General features: G+C 52.9%; 9 protein-coding genes. 7 read left to right on the top strand and 2 right to left on the bottom strand.

Annotated features, from left to right (window positions below; translation table 11 throughout):
• Positions 1–92: 92 nt before the first annotated feature.
• The 6 genes from BLX24_RS00395 to BLX24_RS00370 all read left to right on the top strand — a co-directional run bounded on the left by BLX24_RS00395 (position 93) and on the right by BLX24_RS00370 (position 10,288).
• Positions 93–1,118, top strand: coding sequence for a zinc-binding dehydrogenase (locus tag BLX24_RS00395; protein WP_071501121.1), 1,026 nt, complete (start codon positions 93–95; stop codon positions 1,116–1,118).
• A gap of 74 nt (positions 1,119–1,192) precedes the next feature.
• A complete protein-coding gene (locus BLX24_RS00390; RefSeq protein ID WP_071501120.1) occupies positions 1,193–1,999 on the top strand; it encodes an SDR family oxidoreductase in 807 nt (268 codons plus the stop codon).
• Positions 2,000–2,165: 166 nt separating this feature from the next.
• Positions 2,166–3,053, top strand: coding sequence for a sugar phosphate isomerase/epimerase family protein (locus BLX24_RS00385; RefSeq protein WP_071501119.1), 888 nt, complete (start codon positions 2,166–2,168; stop codon positions 3,051–3,053).
• Positions 3,054–3,554: 501 nt separating this feature from the next.
• Positions 3,555–6,749: a SusC/RagA family TonB-linked outer membrane protein gene (locus BLX24_RS00380; RefSeq protein WP_071501118.1), complete on the top strand. Its 3,195-nt coding sequence runs from the start codon at positions 3,555–3,557 to the stop codon at positions 6,747–6,749.
• 30 nt (positions 6,750–6,779) lie between these two features.
• Complete coding sequence (locus BLX24_RS00375) at positions 6,780–8,270, top strand: RagB/SusD family nutrient uptake outer membrane protein (protein ID WP_071501117.1); 1,491 nt, start codon at positions 6,780–6,782, stop codon at positions 8,268–8,270.
• Between the two features lie 116 nt (positions 8,271–8,386).
• Positions 8,387–10,288 carry a histidinol-phosphatase gene (locus tag BLX24_RS00370; RefSeq protein WP_071501116.1) on the top strand — a complete coding sequence of 634 codons (1,902 nt, stop codon included), beginning with the start codon at positions 8,387–8,389 and terminating at the stop codon, positions 10,286–10,288.
• Positions 10,289–10,360: 72 nt separating this feature from the next.
• On the opposite strand, the gene BLX24_RS00365 is transcribed toward BLX24_RS00370, so the two are convergent.
• Together BLX24_RS00365 and BLX24_RS00360 are read right to left on the bottom strand one after the other, a co-directional pair.
• The gene (locus BLX24_RS00365; RefSeq protein WP_071501115.1) at positions 10,361–15,466 is read right to left on the bottom strand and encodes an SdrD B-like domain-containing protein; all 5,106 of its coding nucleotides are present in this window, start codon (positions 15,464–15,466) and stop codon (positions 10,361–10,363) included.
• A gap of 299 nt (positions 15,467–15,765) precedes the next feature.
• The gene (locus BLX24_RS00360; RefSeq protein ID WP_071501737.1) at positions 15,766–16,905 is read right to left on the bottom strand and encodes an acyltransferase family protein; all 1,140 of its coding nucleotides are present in this window, start codon (positions 16,903–16,905) and stop codon (positions 15,766–15,768) included.
• A gap of 83 nt (positions 16,906–16,988) precedes the next feature.
• On the opposite strand from BLX24_RS00360, the gene BLX24_RS00355 reads away from it, so the two are divergent.
• On the top strand, positions 16,989–19,568 hold the full coding sequence (locus BLX24_RS00355; protein WP_071501114.1) for a family 20 glycosylhydrolase: 2,580 nt from the start codon (positions 16,989–16,991) through the stop codon (positions 19,566–19,568).
• Positions 19,569–19,582 lie beyond the last annotated feature (14 nt).

Raw genomic sequence — 19,582 nt, 5'->3', positions numbered from 1 at the left:
TTTCACTCTTTGCCGCATAGCGGTCACTCTTTCATTCTTTCGCTCTTTCACTCTTTGCCGCACAGCGGCCACTCTTTCACCCTTTAACATATATGCTTGCAGTTGTAAATTATGCGCCGGAGCGCGGCAGTGTTGAGATCCGGGATATTCCGAAACCAACCATCGGCGACGATGACGTATTGTTACAGGTAGCTAACGTCGGTGTCTGCGGCAGTGACCTGCACCAGTGGACAGCCGATCATAGCTGGCCGGTTAACTATCCGGTGGTGCTGGGTCATGAGTTCGGCGGCCACATTGTCGAAATCGGCAGCCGCGTAACGGGCTGGCAGGAAGGCGACCGTGTCGTGAGTGAAACCGCAGCGATTGTTGACCTCAACAACCCCATGACCCGCCAGGGCATGTACAACCTTGACCCCACCCGTAAAGGCTTCGGCTACGGAGTCAACGGAGCCATGACTGAGTTTGTCCGCGTCCCGGCCCGCTGCCTCCATGCCGTTCCGGCGCAACTCCCCTTTGAGGAAGCCTGCCTGACCGAACCTTGCTGCGTGGCGTATAATGCCGTGGTCGGCAACAGCCGCATCCGCCCGGGCGACCGTGTGATTGTGCTCGGTCCGGGAACAATCGGCATCCTCTGCGCGGCCGTCGCACGCCTTTGCGGGGCCGAAGTGGCGATTGTCGGTCTTGAAAACGACCGGCAGCGGCTTGCCATTGCGGAAAAACAGTACGGCTGTACCGGTATCATCGGCGATGCAACAGCCTGGGCACTTGCCCGCGACGGCCTCGGAGCCGACTGCATCATCGACGCAGCCGGTGCCAGTGCAACTTTGCGTATTGCCATGCAGCTGGTTCGCCCGAACGGCCACATCACCAAAGTCGGCTGGGGCCCGCAACCCCTTAACTTTTCACTTGATCCGCTGGTGCAGAAAAACGTAACCCTGCAAGGTAGTTTCAGCCATAACTGGCCGATCTGGGAGCGGGTAATTGCGCTGCTGGCAAGCGGCCAGCTCAATGTCAAACCCATCATCGGCGGCGTCTGGTCAACCACCGACTGGCACGAAGCGTTCGACAAAATGCACCACGGGGAAGTTGTTAAAAGTGTTCTCCGGCCGGGGGTTTAATTTTTTTTGCTTTTGTCATCCCGGCAAAGGACCGGGCCGCCGTCGGGATGACAAAAAATAGCATCCAGCAAAACATGCGTTTAATCAATAAAGTCATTATCGTTACCGGCAGCTGTACGGGAATCGGAAAGGCTATTGCCCGCCGGTGTGTGGCCGAAGGAGCACGCGTAGTCATTCACGGGCTCGATCAGCAGGAGGCCGGAGAAGCACTGGTTACCGAACTGGGAGCCGACAAGGCGGTACTGCATCTGGAGGATATCACTGCCGACGGGGCGCCGCAACGGCTGGTCAACCAGGCCCTGAATGCGTTCGGTCAGCTCGACGGTATCGTCAACAACGCGGCGATGATTGCAACGAGCAACATTCATACGACCTCTCTGGCGTTTTTCAGAACGGTTCTGGAAGTGAATACGCTGGCGCCGTTTGCGTTGATTCAGGCCGCCCTTCCCCATCTGACACAGACGCGGGGAGCAGTGCTGAACATCGGCTCAGCCAATGCCTGGTGCGGCGAACCCGATCTGGTGCCGTATAGTGCCTCAAAAGGGGCATTGATGACCCTGACCCGTAATCTGGGTGACACCCTGCACCGCGAGAACCGCGTACGCGTCAATCAGGTAAATCCGGGGTGGGTGCTAACTGAGAAAGAACTGGCTCAGAAACGCGGACAGGGTCTGGCCGATGGCTGGCACCAGGAGCTTCCGCGTACACTCGCCCCCGCCGGCCGGATTCTGCGACCCGAAGAGATTGCCGCCGCCGCCATCTACTGGCTTGCCGACGAAAGCGGGCCCATCAGCGGTCAGGTAGTCGACCTGGAGCAATACCCGCTCATCGGCCGCAACCCACCCAAAGATGCCGACGCCCTGCCGGCGCTTAAAGAGTGAAAGAGCGGCCGCTTTGCGGCAAAAGAGCGAAAGAGTGATACGGCAACTATCAAAACAACCCAGAACATCCAACATCCAGCAGCAAACATCCAGTATCCGGTATTCAAACATCCAGTATCCAGCAGCAAACATCCAGCATCAAACATCCAGTAACCCCAAAAAACAAATGCCTAAACTAGCCGCCTTCCCCAAAGCCTTTATGCACGCCTTGTGTAAAGACGGGACCATGACCGTTTCCGAATGGATTGACCTCGCCGTACAACTGGATATTGACGGACTTGAGTGGTACGCCGGCTTCCTCGAAATGGCCGACGAAGCCAACTGGCCCAAATTCCGTCAGCAGGTCGAAGCGCACGGTAAGGTCATTCCGATGCTTTGCTGCTCGCCCGATTTTACGCATCCCGACCCAGCTTTCCGTGCGAATGAGATCGCTAAGCAAAAGCGGTGGATCGACATGACACAGGTGCTGGGCGGTTCGTATTGCCGCGTTCTGTCGGGACAGCGGCGGCCCGAACTGTCAATCGAAGAAGGAATCCGGCTGGCAGCAGAATGCATCGAAGCCTGCCTGCCTTACGCACAGGAGCGCGGGATCACCCTGATCATTGAAAACCATTACAAGGATGATTTCTGGGAATATCCGGAATTTGCCCAGAAAATGGATGTATTCTGTCAGCTCGTCGACCGGATTCATCATCCGAACTTCGGCGTGAATTATGACCCGAGCAACACCTTTCTGGCGGGTGAAGAGCCCCTCGAACTACTCAAACGGGTATCAGACCGTGTGGTAACCATGCACGCCAGTGACCGCTACCTGCTTGAGGGCACGATCGAAGACCTGCGGCGCGAAGAAGGCGGCGTAGCCGGTTATGCCAAACGGCTCAGCCACGGCGAAATCGGCAAGGGGCTGAATGACTATGACGCCATCTTTACCGAACTCAAACGGGTAGGCTTCGACAGTTGGATCAGCATCGAAGACGGAGTCGACGGCATGGAGCAGCTGGCACGAAGCGTCGCCTTTCTCCGGAAAAAAATAGCCCGGTACTGGCCGGCATAATTAAAAAGGCGACCTGTGTATGGTCGCCTTTTTAATGGCTTACCGCCGTTACAGATTTATTAATAATCAATGCTTTCCCTCTTTAGGTTACAATAATACTACCCCTTCTTAAGCCTCTCTTTCGTTAACTATCCCTTAATGTACTACCCGTCTTCTCCCCCAAATTGGGGGACACCGGCTATTGGTTTTTTGGACAAAAACAATATTTATAGGCCTTTTACCGTTCCTTTAATATTTATTGAATGGCATATAAATATACCTAAACGGGATACTTATATATTTTCCGCTTTTGTCTAGCTAATACTTACCATATATTATTTTGACGCTATTCCAATATCATGGATCAAATCTGGCCAAATAGCCAGAATCGCCAAATAAGCCCGAAAAAGTATACTCTAATTTTTTTCTAATGTATTTATTGTGAAAAATGGTAGATTTTTAAGAACTTCGTTCGTTAATAATTGTTTAATCAAACTTTGTCGATTAGCTAAAAGCAAACTTATGTCTAAGTTTTTACGAAGTTTTATCGTACTGTTTGCGCTACTCTGGACCAGCAACCTGGTTTTTGGTCAGAGTGTTGTCAAAGGGACCATCACGTCAAAAGAAGATGGGACAACGTTGCCAGGCGTCAGCATTCTGGTGAAAGGAACTACTGTCGGTACGGTTACGGACAAGGACGGTAAATACTCAATTTCAGTAAACAACAATTCGGCGGTTCTGGTGATCAGCTCAATTGGTTTTGTCAAAACAGAAGTACCTGTCAACGGCAAATCAACGGTAAACATCACCCTCGAATCAGACGCCCAGTTACTGGGTGAAGTAATGGTTGTTGGTTACGGTACTGTCAACAAGGCCACGCACGTGGGCTCGTCAGCACAGATTACGTCACTGGATATCTCGAAACGCGCACAGGCCAACCCGCTCAACGCGCTGGTAGGTGCGGCTCCGGGCGTTCAGACAACGATGGCCGGTGGTGCGCCGGGCTCTGCGCCGGCAATCCGTATCCGCGGTTTCGGATCGATCTCTTCGTCAAACAGTGCGTTGTACGTAGTAGACGGCGTTCCGTTTGATGCCTCAACTGTTACGCTTAACCCGGATGATATTGAGACTATTTCAGTGCTGAAGGATGCGTCTACAACGGCTATCTACGGTTCACGTGGTGCCAACGGTGTGGTTATGATCACGACTAAAAAAGGCAAAGAAGGTCGCAGCAACTTTACCGTAAACGCATCAGCCGGTGCTATTTCACGCGGCTTGCCGGAATACGAAACGGTAAATGCACAGCAGTACTACCCATTGATGTGGGAAGCTTACCGGAATAACCTGGTATACGGTGCGTCTAAAATTCCACTGGCGGATGCGGGTGGCATTGCTTCGGGTCTGACTACGTCATACGGTGGCAAAACGTATACAGGCATTGCGGATCTGCTGATCTACAATCCGTTTAACGTGGCTAAAAACCAGATCGTTGATGCGAATGGTGTTCTGAACCCGAACGCACAACTATTATATGCAGACGACCTGAACTGGGCAAAAGCTATTCAGCGCGGTGGTCAGAACCGTCAGAACTACTCGATCAACTATGATGGCGGTACGTCTAAAACAGCTCACTTTGCTTCATTTGGCTATACGAAAGAGCAGGGTTACCTGTTGAAATCGGATCTGGAGCGTTTTACCGGCCGTGTGAGCATCGATCAGCAGGCGACAAAGTGGCTGAAAGCAGGTATCAACCTGAGTGGTAGCTATAGCCGTGCGAATGTAGATGCCGGTTCTGATGGTGGTACATCATTCATCAACCCGTTCTATTTCTCGCGTTACGCCGGCCCGATTTACCCGATTTACAAGCATGATCCGACAACCGGTGCGTATGTTCTGGATGCCAATGGCAACAAGATTTACGATCAGGGGGATACACGCCCTTACTCAAGCGGCCGTCATGCAGTGTGGGAAAACGAGCTGAATGCCCGTAAGCAAATCCGTGGTACAGTAGGTGCCCGTACGTATGCAACCGTAAACATCCTGCCTGGTCTGAAAGCTACGACGAACCTGAGCTTTGACTTACAGGATACGCACTACCGGACATACGACAACCCGACAATCGGTGACGGTGCGCCGGCCGGCCGTGCATACCATTATCTGTACCGCACAACCAGCTCGACATTCAACCAGTTGTTAGAGTACGACAAAACCATCAACAAGCACCACTTCAATGTGCTGGGTGGCCACGAGAACTACTATTATACGTATAACTACGAAGTAGGTGCCCGTTCAGGCATTATCGTTGACGGGATCACCGAACTGCCCAACTTCGCTACCGTGCTGAACGTGTCTTCGTACGAAGATAACTACCGGATCGAAAGCTTCTTCAGCCGTGCCAGCTATGACTACGACAAGAAATATATCCTGAATGCCTCTTTGCGCCGCGACGGTAACTCACGTTTCGCGCCGGGCGTTCGCTGGGCTAACTTCTGGTCAATTGGTGGGGCGTATAACATCGAGCGCGAAGATTTCTTCAACGTGCCTGCGGTAGACCTTCTGAAAGTACGCGCCTCTTACGGTGTCGTAGGTAGCGACGGTATTCTGAACAGCGGTGGTGGTCAGAACTACTATCCTTATCAGGCCCTGTACAACTTAGGTCGTAACAATAATGCGGAGCCGGGTTTCACACAGGCAACAATTGCCAACGATGGTCTGACCTGGGAAACATCGAAAAACTTTGATCTCGGCATCGATTTCAGCCTGTACAAAGGCCGTATCAATGGTAGCTTAGAATACTTCAACCGCGCCACAACCGGTCTGATCTTCAGCGTGCCGCTACCGCTGTCAAGCGGAGGAACACTCTCTGGTGGTTTCTCGGTGAACAAAAACATCGGTAACCTCTACAACCGTGGTATCGAGCTGCAGATTACCGGTGATATCGTTCGCCGCGGTGATTTCACGTACTCGGCAACCCTGAACTGGACATCGTTCAAAAACCAGATCACGAAAATGCCGGACAGCCAGCAACTGATTCAATCAGGCACAAAAGCCTATAGCGTTGGCCACTCTATCTATGACTTCTACCTGCGCGAGTTTTATGGCGTAGATAAAGAAACAGGTGCGGCGCTGTATCGGACAAACGCAATGACAACAAACGCTAAAGTAATCGGTTCGGATACCGTTACTACGGTTGTATCAGAAGCAAACTACCGGTACACCGGCTTCTCATCGATTCCGAAATTCTACGGCTCAATGAACCACAACCTGACGTATAAGAACGTAACGCTGGGCTTCCAGTTTACGTACCAGGTAGGTGGTAAAGTATACGACGGTGTGTATGCGTCGCTGATGCACGGTGGCTCATACGGCACCGCCCTGCACGTAGATGCTCAGAACCGCTGGCAGAAACAAGGTGATGACGTAACCGTACCTCGTCTTGACGCCGGTAACGTGGCGAACCTGGCTGGTGGCAGCACCCGCTGGCTGACCGATGCGTCATACCTGCAGTTCACCAACGTAAGCCTGACGTATAAATTACCGGCTTCTGTTCTGGGGGCAATCAACGCTAAAGAAGCCAGTGTATTCTTTACCGGCGATAACCTGGCGCTGTTCTCGGCACGTCGCGGTATGAACGTAAGCGGTACGTTTAACGGTACAACCGATAACACGTACAACTTTAACCGTGTCCTTTCATTAGGTGCACGTATTCGTTTCTAATCAAACAAACTGAACGGTAAGAAAATCACAATGAAAAATATATTAAAGAAAGGGGTTGTCGGCCTGTTGGCTGTCATGTCCCTGACCGCCTGTGAAAAGGATTACCTGGAAACAAAACCAACGGATCAGGTTGCGACAGCGGATGCCTTCAGTACTACGAAGAATGCCTGGGCAGCCCTGAACGGTATCCACCGGATCATGTACTCACAGATTTTCTCGGTACAGGCACAGGGTGGCCAGTCAGGGAACATGCTGTACATGGATATACTCGGTGAAGACCTTGTTTTCCCGAACGTATCGAACACATGGCTACGCAATGATTACCAGTGGATTGCTCACCGCGACCCGAACAGTTCCAGCGCGTACTATAATTACACGTTCTATTACATGATCATTGGCAATGCCAACATGATCCTTGCGAACATCGATAACGCTGCCGGTCCGGAGGCTGACAAAAAAGCCATCAAGGCCGAAGCGTTGACGTACCGTGGCTGGGCGTACTTCCAGATGGTTCAGTTATACGGAGAGCGTTTTGCGGCCGGAGCTGCTAACAGCGGTTTAGCCGTTCCGCTTATTCTGGAACCGACAACCAATGCCAAAGCACGGAACACGGTTGCTGAAGTCTATACGCAGATCAACAAAGACCTGACAGACGCGATTTCTTTCTTTACAGGTTATACCCGTCTGGACAAATCGCACTTTGATATCAGCGTTGCCAAAGGCATCAAGGCTCGTGTAGCCCTGACCCAACAGGATTACGCAACGGCAGCAACACTGGCGAAAGAAGCCCGTACCGGCTATACCCTGATGACCAATGATGAATACCTCGGCGGTTTCAACAACTACACGAATAAGGAATGGATGTGGTCGTCGCGCATTGTGGCCGATCAGACCAACTACTTCTATTCGTTCTTCGCCTACATGTCGAACAACTATAGCTCAACAGCGATCCGTTCGACGCCGAAGGTGATGTACTCGGTGCTATACAACCAGATTTCAACGACTGACGTCCGTAAGAAACTGTGGGATCCGACCGGAAAGAATACCGCTGAATTCCCGCTGCCGGCCTCAACGTTCCAGCGTTATCCGTACCATCCGAAGAAATTCCGGGTGGCCGACGTGAACCTGTCAATCGGGGATGTACCGTACATGCGTGCAGCTGAAATGTACCTGATCGAAGCGGAAGCCTTAGCGCGTTCAGGCAATAACGCCGGTGCGCAGGATGCTCTGTACACGTTGGCTGCTAACCGCGATCCGCAGTACAAAAAGTCGGCCAACACAGGTCAGGCCCTGATCGACGAGATCATGATCCAGCGCCGGGTAGAACTTTGGGGTGAAGGCTTCCGGTTCTATGACCTGAAGCGTACCAACAGCGCCCTGAACCGGAATGGCGGTAACCACAGCGCTACGTTTACTAACGGCGTCATGGATGTACCTGCCGGTGATAAGCGCTGGCAATTCCTGCTGCCGAACGACGAAATCCGGAATACAAACGGGTTAGTTACACAAAACCCGCAGTAAGCTGCCGGTTTTATCAAATAGTTAAAAGGGACTTCGAAAGAGGTCCCTTTTTTTATGGCCGTCGTATGGTCAGTAAAGAGGGGAAGCCCCCCGCTTTTGACCATGAACAGACGCATATGAAACAGATCCTGACTTTACTGTGCCTGCTTGGCGCCTCCCCCGCCCTGCTGGCCCAACACTGGTACAAAGGAAATTTGCACACGCACTCGCTCTGGAGCGACGGCGACGAATACCCCGAAATGATCATGAACTGGTACAAAGCCAACGGCTATCAGTTTGTCGGGCTGTCGGATCATAACACCATTCAGGAAGGTGAAAAGTGGGTTACCGTCCCGCACCAGAAAGACCGCCGGCTGGTGTTTGAGCGCTACCTACAGACATTCGGCCCCGATTGGGTTACCTACCGCAAAGGCGCGAACGATACGCTGAAAGTCCGCCTCAAAAACCTCAGCGACTATCGGGGGCACTTCGAGGAATCCGGCAAATTTCTGATCCTGAAAAGTGAGGAGATGTCGACGGGCTATCAGGGCAAACCGATTCATATCAACGTAACCAACATACAGAACCTGATCCGGCCACTGCCGGGCAACAGTGTGGCGGAGGTGATGCAGAACAACATTGACCTCGTTGTGGCCCAGCGCCGCCTCACCGGTCAGCCGATGTTTACCCACATCAACCACCCGAATTTTTACTATGCCATTACGGCCAATGACCTGATGCAGCTCAAACACGAACGCTTTTTTGAGGTGTTCAACGGGCATCCGCTGGTCAACAATTACGGCGATGCTACCCGCGAAGGAACCGAAACGATGTGGGACAAAATCAACGCGCGGTTCCTCCTGAACGGCCAGCCGCCCATGTTTGGTCTGGCCACCGACGACAGCCATAATTATTCGCTGTTTGGTCCGGCGTACAGTAATTCCGGCCGTGGCTGGGTGATGGTCAACGCGCCGGATTTATCGCCCAAAGCCCTGATCGAAGCCATGGAGGCCGGCCGGTTTTATGCTACAACCGGCGTCGAACTAAAGCAACTGCCGCAGCAAGGGCAAGCGCTGTTCGTACGGGTGAAGGCAAACCCGAAAACCAGCTATACCATTCAGTTTATTGGCCTCCGGAAAGGCAAAGAGCAGGTGGAAATCCTGCGGGAAGTGACCGACACAACGGCGGCCTATACCCTGCCCGATGATGTCTGGTTTGTCCGGGCCAAAATCAGCTCCGATACGCCGAAGTTTAACCCGTATGCCCCGGGTGACGTCGAAACGGCCTGGACCCAACCGGTATTCCGGCCCGTTTATCCGAAGCCGGTTGCCGGTGTGAAACCACTGCCGCAAGCACATTCGCATAACGATTATGAGCAATACCGGCCGTTGTTTGATGCGCTGGAGCACGGCTTTACCAGCGTTGAAGCCGATGTATATCTGATCCATGATACGCTCTATGTAGCCCACGACCGCCCCGCATTTACCAACCCGGCCAGAACGCTGGACAACCTGTATCTAAAACCCCTCTCCGACCGGATTAAGCAAGTACAGGGCCAGGTTTTCGCGGGCTACAGCGGCCCTTTCTACCTATGGATCGATGCAAAAACCGAAGCAGAAGCCACGTACCAGGCAATCGAAAAAGCGCTGAAACCCTATAAAACGCTGTTGCAGCAAAGTCATACCACGGTAATCCTGTCGGGCAACCGGCCGGTTGAGACCATGAAAAAGGCGCGGAATCAGTTTCTGACCATCGACGGCCGTCCCGGTGATCTGGGCAAAGGATTTAAACCGGCGCTGATGCCGGTGATCAGTGACTCGTACCCGAATCAGGTCCGGTGGCGGGGCCAGGGCGATATGCCTGCCGACGAGTTCATGAAGCTGAAACAACTGGCAGACCAAACCCACAAGGAAGGCAAAAAACTCCGGCTCTGGGCCACTCCGGAAAACCCTGCCGTGTGGGTTAAGCTGCGCGAGGCCGGTGTGGATTTACTGAACACCGACCAGCTGGATTTGCTGAAGGAGTTTCTGGAAAAGTGAAATCAGACCAACAAAAACACCCCGGACTAATTTAATCCGGGGTGTAAACGTATACTTGCTATCTTATTTTCCTTATAACCGGCTCTTTGTTTTCCGGATGGTTACCGGTACACAAATCTCTGCCGGACACTGGCAATTATTCACCAGGTCTACCCGTACATCCCTGAAACAACCAGGTGCATTATATACCCGTACGACATATGGCCGGTCACCGGCCAGATTCGTGGCAATGACACCATTGGCCGGTACAGCCTGAACCACCGGGTTCGTTGCGGTAAAACTCGTACCTTGCGAAATGGCAAAACTGTATGAGGCCGGATTTGAGCCAAGCCCAAACAACGTAATCGTGCCATCGCTATTCGGCTGATTGGCGATACAGGTTGGTGCTTTTGCCTGAGCCGTATATACCGGAATGCTATCGGCTTCGATAATCACCGGGCAGCATGAACCACCCGGACATAACCCCGGAACATTGTCGACCGTAACGGCATATTCCCCGGTTTCGGTAGCCGTAAAGCTGTTCAGCGGACCCGAATACACCTGAATACCGTTTTTCAGCCATTGATAGCTCGTAAAGCCCGCCGGAGCTTCCAGCTCGAATGAAAAAGTACTGCCTTTGCAGACTTTATACGGAACGCTGGTACAGACCGTTTCCGTGATGCCCGGAATCTTAGCCGTATTGTAGGCAATTCCTTCCGTTGTCAGACTGGCCGAGAATGTCAGTGTTGCCGTAGCATTCGCCGGTAAAGTGGCAACTGACCAGCTGCTCACCGGTGTGCCCAATCCGAACGTTCCGACAGTGGCACTAACGGATGATGGTATAATCACTGCTCCCGTTGATATTGAGTCACGTACAACCGTATTTGTTGCCTGACCACTACCGGTATTGTACAGAATTACGGTATAGCTCACCACATCACCGATTTGCCCTTTGCTCTTACTCACCAGCTTTTTCAGGTTCAGCTGCGGTACCAGTTGCTGACCTACTGTTATCGTAATCGGTGCGGTGCCCACACACTGTGGCCCGGCAATACAGGTTACGGAATAAGCGGTTGTCGCTGTCGGACTGATAACAATACTGGTTTTACCGTCATCAACTGAACCGGTCGACCAGTTCAGGGTTCCGCTCTGACAGCCTGCTACAGTCAGCGTAACGGACTGGCCTGTTAGTACGGTTAATGAGGATGCCGCTAAGGTCAGGCCTGGCGCCGATGTTACAGTAACCAGCGCTTCGGCTTCGAGTGCAGTACTGCCATTCGTACAAATGGCCGTATAGGCTGTTGTCTGCGCTGGATTTACGATCACACTGCTTGTAGTCTGCCCGGCGATGCCACTTCCTAACCAGCTGACGGTACCGGCGCATGCCGTGGTAATCAGAGTGGCACTCTGACCGGAACAAATCAAGGCATCGTTTACGGTAAATTCGTTTGTCCCGCCACTGCCGCTACCGACAAAAATCCGTCCGGTTGCCACACACCCGGGACCGCTGACACAGGTAACGGTGTATGGGCTATTTACGTTGGCCGGAACGATAATACTTGTTTTTCCATTATCTGCCGATCCGGTTGACCACGTTAATGTTCCGTTTGAACATCCACGCGCTGACACCGTAACGGATGTTGCGCCTGATAAGGACGTACGGCTAACGGTTAAACTCACCGGCGGCAACACCGCTACCGTGCTGACCGACAACGTAGCCGAACCCGCCTGAGTCGTACAGGTCGCCGTGTAGCTCGTTGTCTGCGTCAGGTTCGGCGTGATCAGGCTGTTACCCGTCGTACCGTTCGACCACGTTACCGTCCCGTTGTTGCAGCCCGAAGCCGTCAGCGTCGCACTGCTGCCGGAGCACACCGTCAATAGGTCAGGAACAACGTCCGGTGTCATAGAATTCACGATGATTGACGCCGTGGTCGTACAGCCCGGCCCTGTCGTACAGGTCGCCGAATACGTCTGCATCGGCTGCGTCGGCGTCACACTGATTGTGCTACCGCTGCCACCCGTTGACCAGGCCACCGTGCCCACACAACCAATCGCCGACAGGCTCACCGGCGTACCCACCGTCACATTCGTTGAACTCGCCTGCAGGCTCAGCACCGGCTGCGGCATCACCGTTACGGTCGCCACTACCGAGGTTGACGAGGTTGAGGTTGTACACGTAGCGGTATAACTGGTCGTCTGCGTCAGCGCCGGTGTCGTTATGGATGACGTTGTTGCGCCCGTTGACCATATTATCGCCCCTAAACAACCGGTACTGCTCAACGTAGCCGTAGTACCGTAGCAAATTGTAGCCGCGTTAACCCCAATCACTGCCGGAGGACCGGTAGTGATAGTGACAGATACAGACCCCTTACATCCCTGACCCGTAATACAGGTTGCCGAATACACATTGGACGGATTTGTGGGTGTTACACTGATAACGGATAACGAAGAGCCGGTCGACCATTGCAGCGTACCGCCGGCGCATCCCGAAGCGGTCAGGCTTACCGGTGTGTTTACGTTTACGTTGGTAGCGCTCGCCTGAATGGTAATAACCGGTAACGGCGAAACGCTGACGGCTCCGACAGCATACGTTGTTGAACCGCCTGCGGTTGTACAGGTCGCGGTATAGGTTGTCAGTTGCGTCAGGGCCGGTGTCGTCAGGGTATTGCCCGTGGTACCGTCAGACCAGGTTACGGTTCCGGAACAACCCGTGGCATTCAGCAACGCGGTTCCACCGGAACATACATTTGTCGACGTTACGGTGATGGCCGCAATATCGGTAATAAAGCCAAAGTCGATCTTGTGGTTGTTTTCGCCCGGAATACCGGTGACCACAACGGCATAAACCCCCGTTCCTCCGCTGATTACCTTGCCATCAGAGTCTCGTGAGTCTTTCGAATTACTGCTTACATCGGCCGTTGTTGCCTGCTTGTTTTTCAGAACCCCCGTCGAAAAGTCAGTTGTTTTGTTAACAACAACAATGTATTGTGTCTCGAAATCAAGGCCATCTGTCCGGTCAAAATAATACTGCCCGCTGGCATTGGTAGTGGTCGACGCAATGGCGGTCTCATTCGGCAAACCATCGTTATTGGTATCTTTGATCAGGCTCACGGTTACGCCGGCCAATGGCAGATCGGATGGATCCTGAATGCCGTTTTTGTTTACGTCTTCAAATACGTAATTTCCGATTTCAAGCGGTGCCGGTTCCAGCAGGGCTTCTACTTCGCCCCAAAGGTTTGCTTTGTACACCTCGCCTCTTGGCGCTGTACCACCGTTCGTGAGGCTTCCTAAGAGCAGGATATCACGCGTACGGGTACCATCGCTCCGCTTCATAAAGGTAATACCACTGTTCCCGGCTGATTTTATATTATCTACCCCGGCAAGCGCTACTTCCGTAAATCCGGGAATGGCCGCTATATTTCCTGTGCCATCAGCACCTTCCGAACCATTTGTGTTAAAAAATACGCCGTTTCCGTTTCGAACAGAAAACCACGGAAGCGTTAAGGTATTTGCCGTTGTCCGGTCACCGGCAACACCATTATTTTCCAATACCCAGCTGCTGCCGTCCTGTGCCGCCAGCCAGAGACCTTGCCCATGCGTAATGCGGCTTCCGGATGTAGCATCCATAAACCGGTTCCGGCCACCGACAATCATAAAAGTGGTGCCGTCGGGTTCAATATCGAACGCAATATCGGCCATCCAGGTATGGTCTGAATAGTTATTTGTCACAACGGTGTTGTTCCCCATTGTGGTCCATGCGTCATTTGTCGCATTCGCGTAACTGCCCTCCGTTCCGTCGTCACCCGTCTGAAAGGTAAAATTCAGCGGAATCTGTAGCTCGTTCGTAAAGGCAGGTGTTGCCGCCCCCGGATCAAATGAATACACAGTTCCGGACATACTGGCCGAACTTGGGCCTGTACAGGTTACTGTACAGTATACCCTGCCCGTTTCCGGATGAACGCCCAGTCCGAGCAGGGCATTATACGGCCGTGTACCGGCCGGGCTGGCCGGATCAGTACTAAAACTCCCCGACGCACACGGACTCGGTGGGGTAAATGTTTTGATTCCCGCCGTATTAGGTGTCCCGTCGGCATTGAGCGGGATACCATAAATCTCTTTAGAATAGAGATTGACAACATAAACCGTTTTCCCGTCCGGCGACATTTCAAGGTCTCCGAGACTGATATGACCTATTTTATTGTGTTCAAAATACGATACCGTAACGTTTGAGGACACAAAGTTTAGCCCCCCTGTAATGGCCGGATCAATGCCGGCGACATTTGCCGACAGGGCACTTTCCAGATCCAGCCAGGTAGTCGTTGATACGGCCGACCCGCTGGCAGCCAGGGTCGTCACATAAATTCTGCCCTCACCACCGGCTCCGGCCGCCCCAATACCCGTATAAGCCCGCTCAAAGGCACTGGTAAACAAGCGGTTGCGCCGCTTATCATACGTAACACCATATACCGTTCCCGTCTGCCCGAATGTTGTTAACACTTGTTTTGACGGTGACCCCGGGTATTCTGTGGCAGAATAATAATTCAGCCCGGTACTTCCTGCTGTCGTTGACGCCCGTGTGCCGTTCGTTAGCGGGCCGCCACTGTTATACGGGAACCGGATGACCATGGGTTCGGCCGTGCCCGGACTTCCTGATGCAACAGATGGGTTTGGTAAAGCAAAACAGGCCATAGCCAGATCCGGATTGTCCTGTGCATGTTCGGATCCAAGTCCGAACGTAAAGTTTACATTCGTTGCCGTTTTAGCAACCCTGGCGACTGTCGTAGAGTTATCATTACCAAATGGCCCTGTCTGCAAAAAAGCAAGACTGGCCGGTGGCTGACATTCCACAATCACATTGGTTGCCGTATACGATCCGGGGACCGTAACCGTCCAGCTACCTGTTGCGTTTGTGGTAGCCGTACCAAGGATTTGTTCATTGTCCCCGTAAACGGTAATGGTTACTCCGGGTATCCCGACTTCGGCATACCGTGTCTGAATCGACGTGGCGTTGTTGCCTGCCTTGTCTGAAAACGTATTCGAAACTGCAGCATCTGCTTTCCCGTTCATGTTAAATTCACGGTAAACACGGCCCGATACCTGAGAAAACGCCTGCTCCGCACCAAAGACCAGTAATACCACAAGCGGAATAAGTAACTTATTAATGTAAATTCCCCTTGATCCTTTGTTTTGAATAAGCAAGTTTTCTCCTTTTGAGAGAGAATTTAAATAAAATATCCTCATAAGATAACTATAATGGATTTTTTGAACCAAATAGTTACCAAAATCATGCCAGACATTACACTATATTAATATATACATCAGATAGGTTTTTTAATACTTACAGATATAATAAACTAGTAATAAGCTAATTAAACGATCTAAATAAGTCTATCAACAGTTAACTTATTTAAAAAAAAGTCATGCTTCATGACTGAACAACGCGGCATTCGCCTCAAAATCCAATCCATACAGCATAGGTTCTCTTTTGGCATGAGCCTCTACAGCTTAACAAAAATCTTCTTCTTATACAGCCACCAGGCCGGTATAAAATTGAGGCACACAAAGAGCAGGGCATAAAGCATACTGACAAACTTTGGTTCCAGACCGGCCGTGGTCATGGTTAGCTGAAACTGCTGATTCAGGGCCAGACCGCCCACCGGCAGCCGGTAAAAAATCACGCCCAGCAAATCGCCGGTCACATAAACGGCAATGGCATTGGCCCCGAAAATAATGCCGGGCTTTGTACCACGTACATACCCCATGAGGTCGACGCTGAAATAGGTAGCCCCCAGCACCAGGGCCGCAAATCCCGACGTCACCATCACAAAGGAACTCGTCCACAGGTTTTCATTGACCGGAAAAATCAGTCCCCAGAAATAGCCGGTGGCGGCAGACAGCAGCCCGGCCGTCATGAGGTAATTCACCTTTACGTGCGGATTCAGTGGGGTTAGCATCAACCGGCCGGCCAGCATACCGGTAAGCCCCGAAACAACCGACGGGATCGTACTCAATATACTCTCGGGGTCCCACGTACCCTGCCACATTTTACCGGGCAAATACAGCCGGTCGAACCACGCCACCAGATTGACGCCGGGTTCCAGCATTACTTTCCCGACACCCGGCGTCGGGATCCGGGTGAGCGCCAGCCAGTATCCCACCAGCAAGATGGCAGCCAGCCCGGCTTGCTGTTTCCAGCTGGTATTCAGGAAGATGAACGCACACAGCATAAAGACAATGGCAATCCGGTGCAGCGTCCCCGTCCAGCGGATGGTGCTGAAATCAAAGTCGGGTTGCAGGTTCAGAAACATTCCTACCGCAAAAATCTTCAGCGACCGGATAATGATCTTCCGGTACATTTCTCCTTTCGGCGCCCCGGATTCCAGCCGTCCGGCGTAGGCCAACACAATAGACACGCCAATGATAAACAGGAAAAACGGCGCGACCAGATCGGTAAACGACAGGCCGTTCCAGATGGTGTGGTGCAGCGTATGGTACACTTGCTCGCCGTCGCCGGGAAAATTAACCAGCAGCATGGCCGCTATGGTAAACCCGCGCATCGCATCGAGCGAGATCAGCCGGTGCGGCGCGGTTGATGAAGAAAGCAGTTCGCCGGTTCCGGCAGCGGGTTTAGCAAGCATGGCAAACGGTGAAAAGTCCTGGCCAACAATGGTATTTTTAGTACGCATTCCCGTATTATTAGGACTACTTAACCGTCGTATCGATGAGGACTTTTTTTGCTGCGTTGCTCCTGTTAACCAGCTTTTTCGTAATAAGCTGTCAATCAGACCAGAAAAATTCAGAAGGTGAGGCAAAGATCGCCGTTTCGTGGGAACTGCTTACGAATTTCACCGACGTACCCACCGGCTTTAATGCCCGGTTCACGCTGACCAACAACACCGGCGAAACCCTTACCGATACCAACTGGAAGCTGTTCTTTAACATGGCGCCCCGGCCGGTTCTGGCAAACAAAACCCCGCAACCCGCAACGGTGCAGCATATCAACGGCGACTGGTACAAGCTCGTCCCTGAAAAAGGGTTTTCACTCAAGCCCGGTGCCAGCATTGACATCAACTATTCGGGGACCGAAGCGGTAATTAAGGAAACGGATGCACCAATGGGGTTATACGTCGTCTTTTATGATGAGACCGGAAAGGAAAAGCAAATCGCGCAGGTGGGCGACTACACCGTTAAACCGTTTGTCCGCGATGAGCAGCTGCGGCGCGGTACCGACGAACTGGAGGCCATCATTACACCGCAGACGCGCTACGCCGATAACCTGTCGGCGAGCCTGATTCCGGCCGGCAAACAGCTCCGGATTATTCCCTCCCCTTTCCGGCTTACGCCACAAAACGGGCAGTTTACCCTTACGCCGCAAACGCCCATCTATGCAGCCAAGGGCCTTGAAAACGAGGCCGCTTACCTCCGCGACAAATTAAAAGCCATTACCGGTGCAGACTTCACGATACAACCATCCGGCAACGCACCATCGGGAATTTTTCTTAAAACCGGTGCCGTGACCGTCGACGGCAAAACGCACGAGGCCTATAACCTGACCATCGACCAACGGGGCGTCACCATTACCGGCGGCGATGCGGCGGGTGCATTTTACGGCGTTCAGAGCCTGCTGGCGATGATGCCGGCAGAAGCCTATCTGAACAACAGCCGGCAGATTCCGCTCGGCTTTGTCCGCGTCGATGATGCGCCCCGGTTTGGCTTCCGCGGACTGCACATGGACGTCAGCCGGAATTTTCAGACCAAAGAAACCATACTGCGCTTTCTGGACCTGCTGGCCTTTTACAAGGTGAATCACTTCCTGTTTTACACGACCGAAGACGAAGGCTGGCGGCTGGAAATCGACGGGCTTCCCGAGCTGACGCAGGTGGGGGCGCAACGGGAGCATACGTCGGGCATGGAGGCCGCGGCCCTGCATCCGGCCTATGGCTCGGGCCCGAAAGCCTACGACAAAGGCAAATTTGGCAGTGGTTTCTACACCAAAGCCGATTTTATTGAGATACTGAAATATGCCAAAGCGCGGCACATCAAAGTCATTCCCGAACTCAACTTCCCCGGCCATGCCCGCGCGGCCATCAAAGCCATGGAAGCACGGTACCAGCGGCTGATGAAGGAGGGGAAGGACGCCGCAGCCAACGAATACCGCCTCATTGACCCCGACGACAAATCGGTCTATCAGTCGGCCCAGGGCTATAAAGACAATGTGGTCAGCGTGGGCCGCGAATCGACCTATCGCTTTTACGAAAAAGTGGTGGATGAGATCACGAACATGTACAAGGAAGCCGGTGTACCGATGGACGTCATGCATGCCGGCGGCGACGAAGTGGCCAGCGGCGCATGGACTAAATCGCCCGAGGCGGCAAAGGTCCTGCGCGACCATCCGGAGATCGGCGACCCCAAAAATTTACAGGCTTACTTTTTCCGTGAATTGGTAAAACGGCTGAAAAAACGTAACCTTACGATTCATGGCTGGGAAGAAGTTGCCCTGCTGAAAGCCCCGAACGGCGAGTACATGGCTAATCCGGAATTTGCGGGCGGTCGTGTGGTTCCTTACATCTGGAATAACCTGTTCGACTATGATCTGGGCTACCGGCTGGCCAACGGCGGTTATCCTGTGGTACTGTGTAATGTCTCGAACTTCTACTTTGACCTTGCCTACAACAACGATCCGAAAGAGCCGGGGCTGTACTGGGCCGGCTTTGTCGATACCCGCAGCAACTGGACGTTTGCTCCTTACGATATGTTTAAGACGACGTTTAAAAACAGCATGGGCAAAAAACTGGACAAAGAGTTTACCGGCAAGGTGCGGCTCAAGCCCGAAGCCCGGAAAAATATTATCGGCGTGGAAGCCCAGCTCTGGAGCGAAACCATCAAAGGCCGCGACATGATTGAATACTACTCGTTGCCGAAGCTGCTGGGTTTTGCCGAAAGCGCCTGGGCCCCTGCCCGCCCGTGGGAAACCATCGACAATCCAACGGCCCGTGAACGCTCGATGGCAGAGGGCTGGAATGTGTTTGCCAATACCATTGCCCGGAAGGATCTGCCCCGGCTGTCCCGCCTCAACGGCGGCTACACCTACCGGCTGCCCTTACCAGGCGCGGTGATCGAAAACGGCCTGCTCAAAGCCAACGTTGAGTATCCGGGCCTGACGATCCGGTATACCACCGACGGTTCGGAGCCGACTCCGCAGGCAACGGCCTATACCGGTCCGGTAAAGGTATCGGGTACGGTTAAGCTCAAAAGCTTCGATCTCGCCAACCGTTCCAGCCGTACCGCCGAAGTCAACTAAGCCACCGCCGCTCG

The sequence above is a fragment of the Arsenicibacter rosenii genome, from assembly GCF_001870735.1.
GTDB classification, from domain to species: Bacteria; Bacteroidota; Bacteroidia; order Cytophagales; family Spirosomataceae; genus Arsenicibacter; species Arsenicibacter rosenii.
The sequence above is the reverse complement of the archived record's forward strand: the minus strand, read 5'-3'. Positions and strand labels throughout refer to the sequence as shown.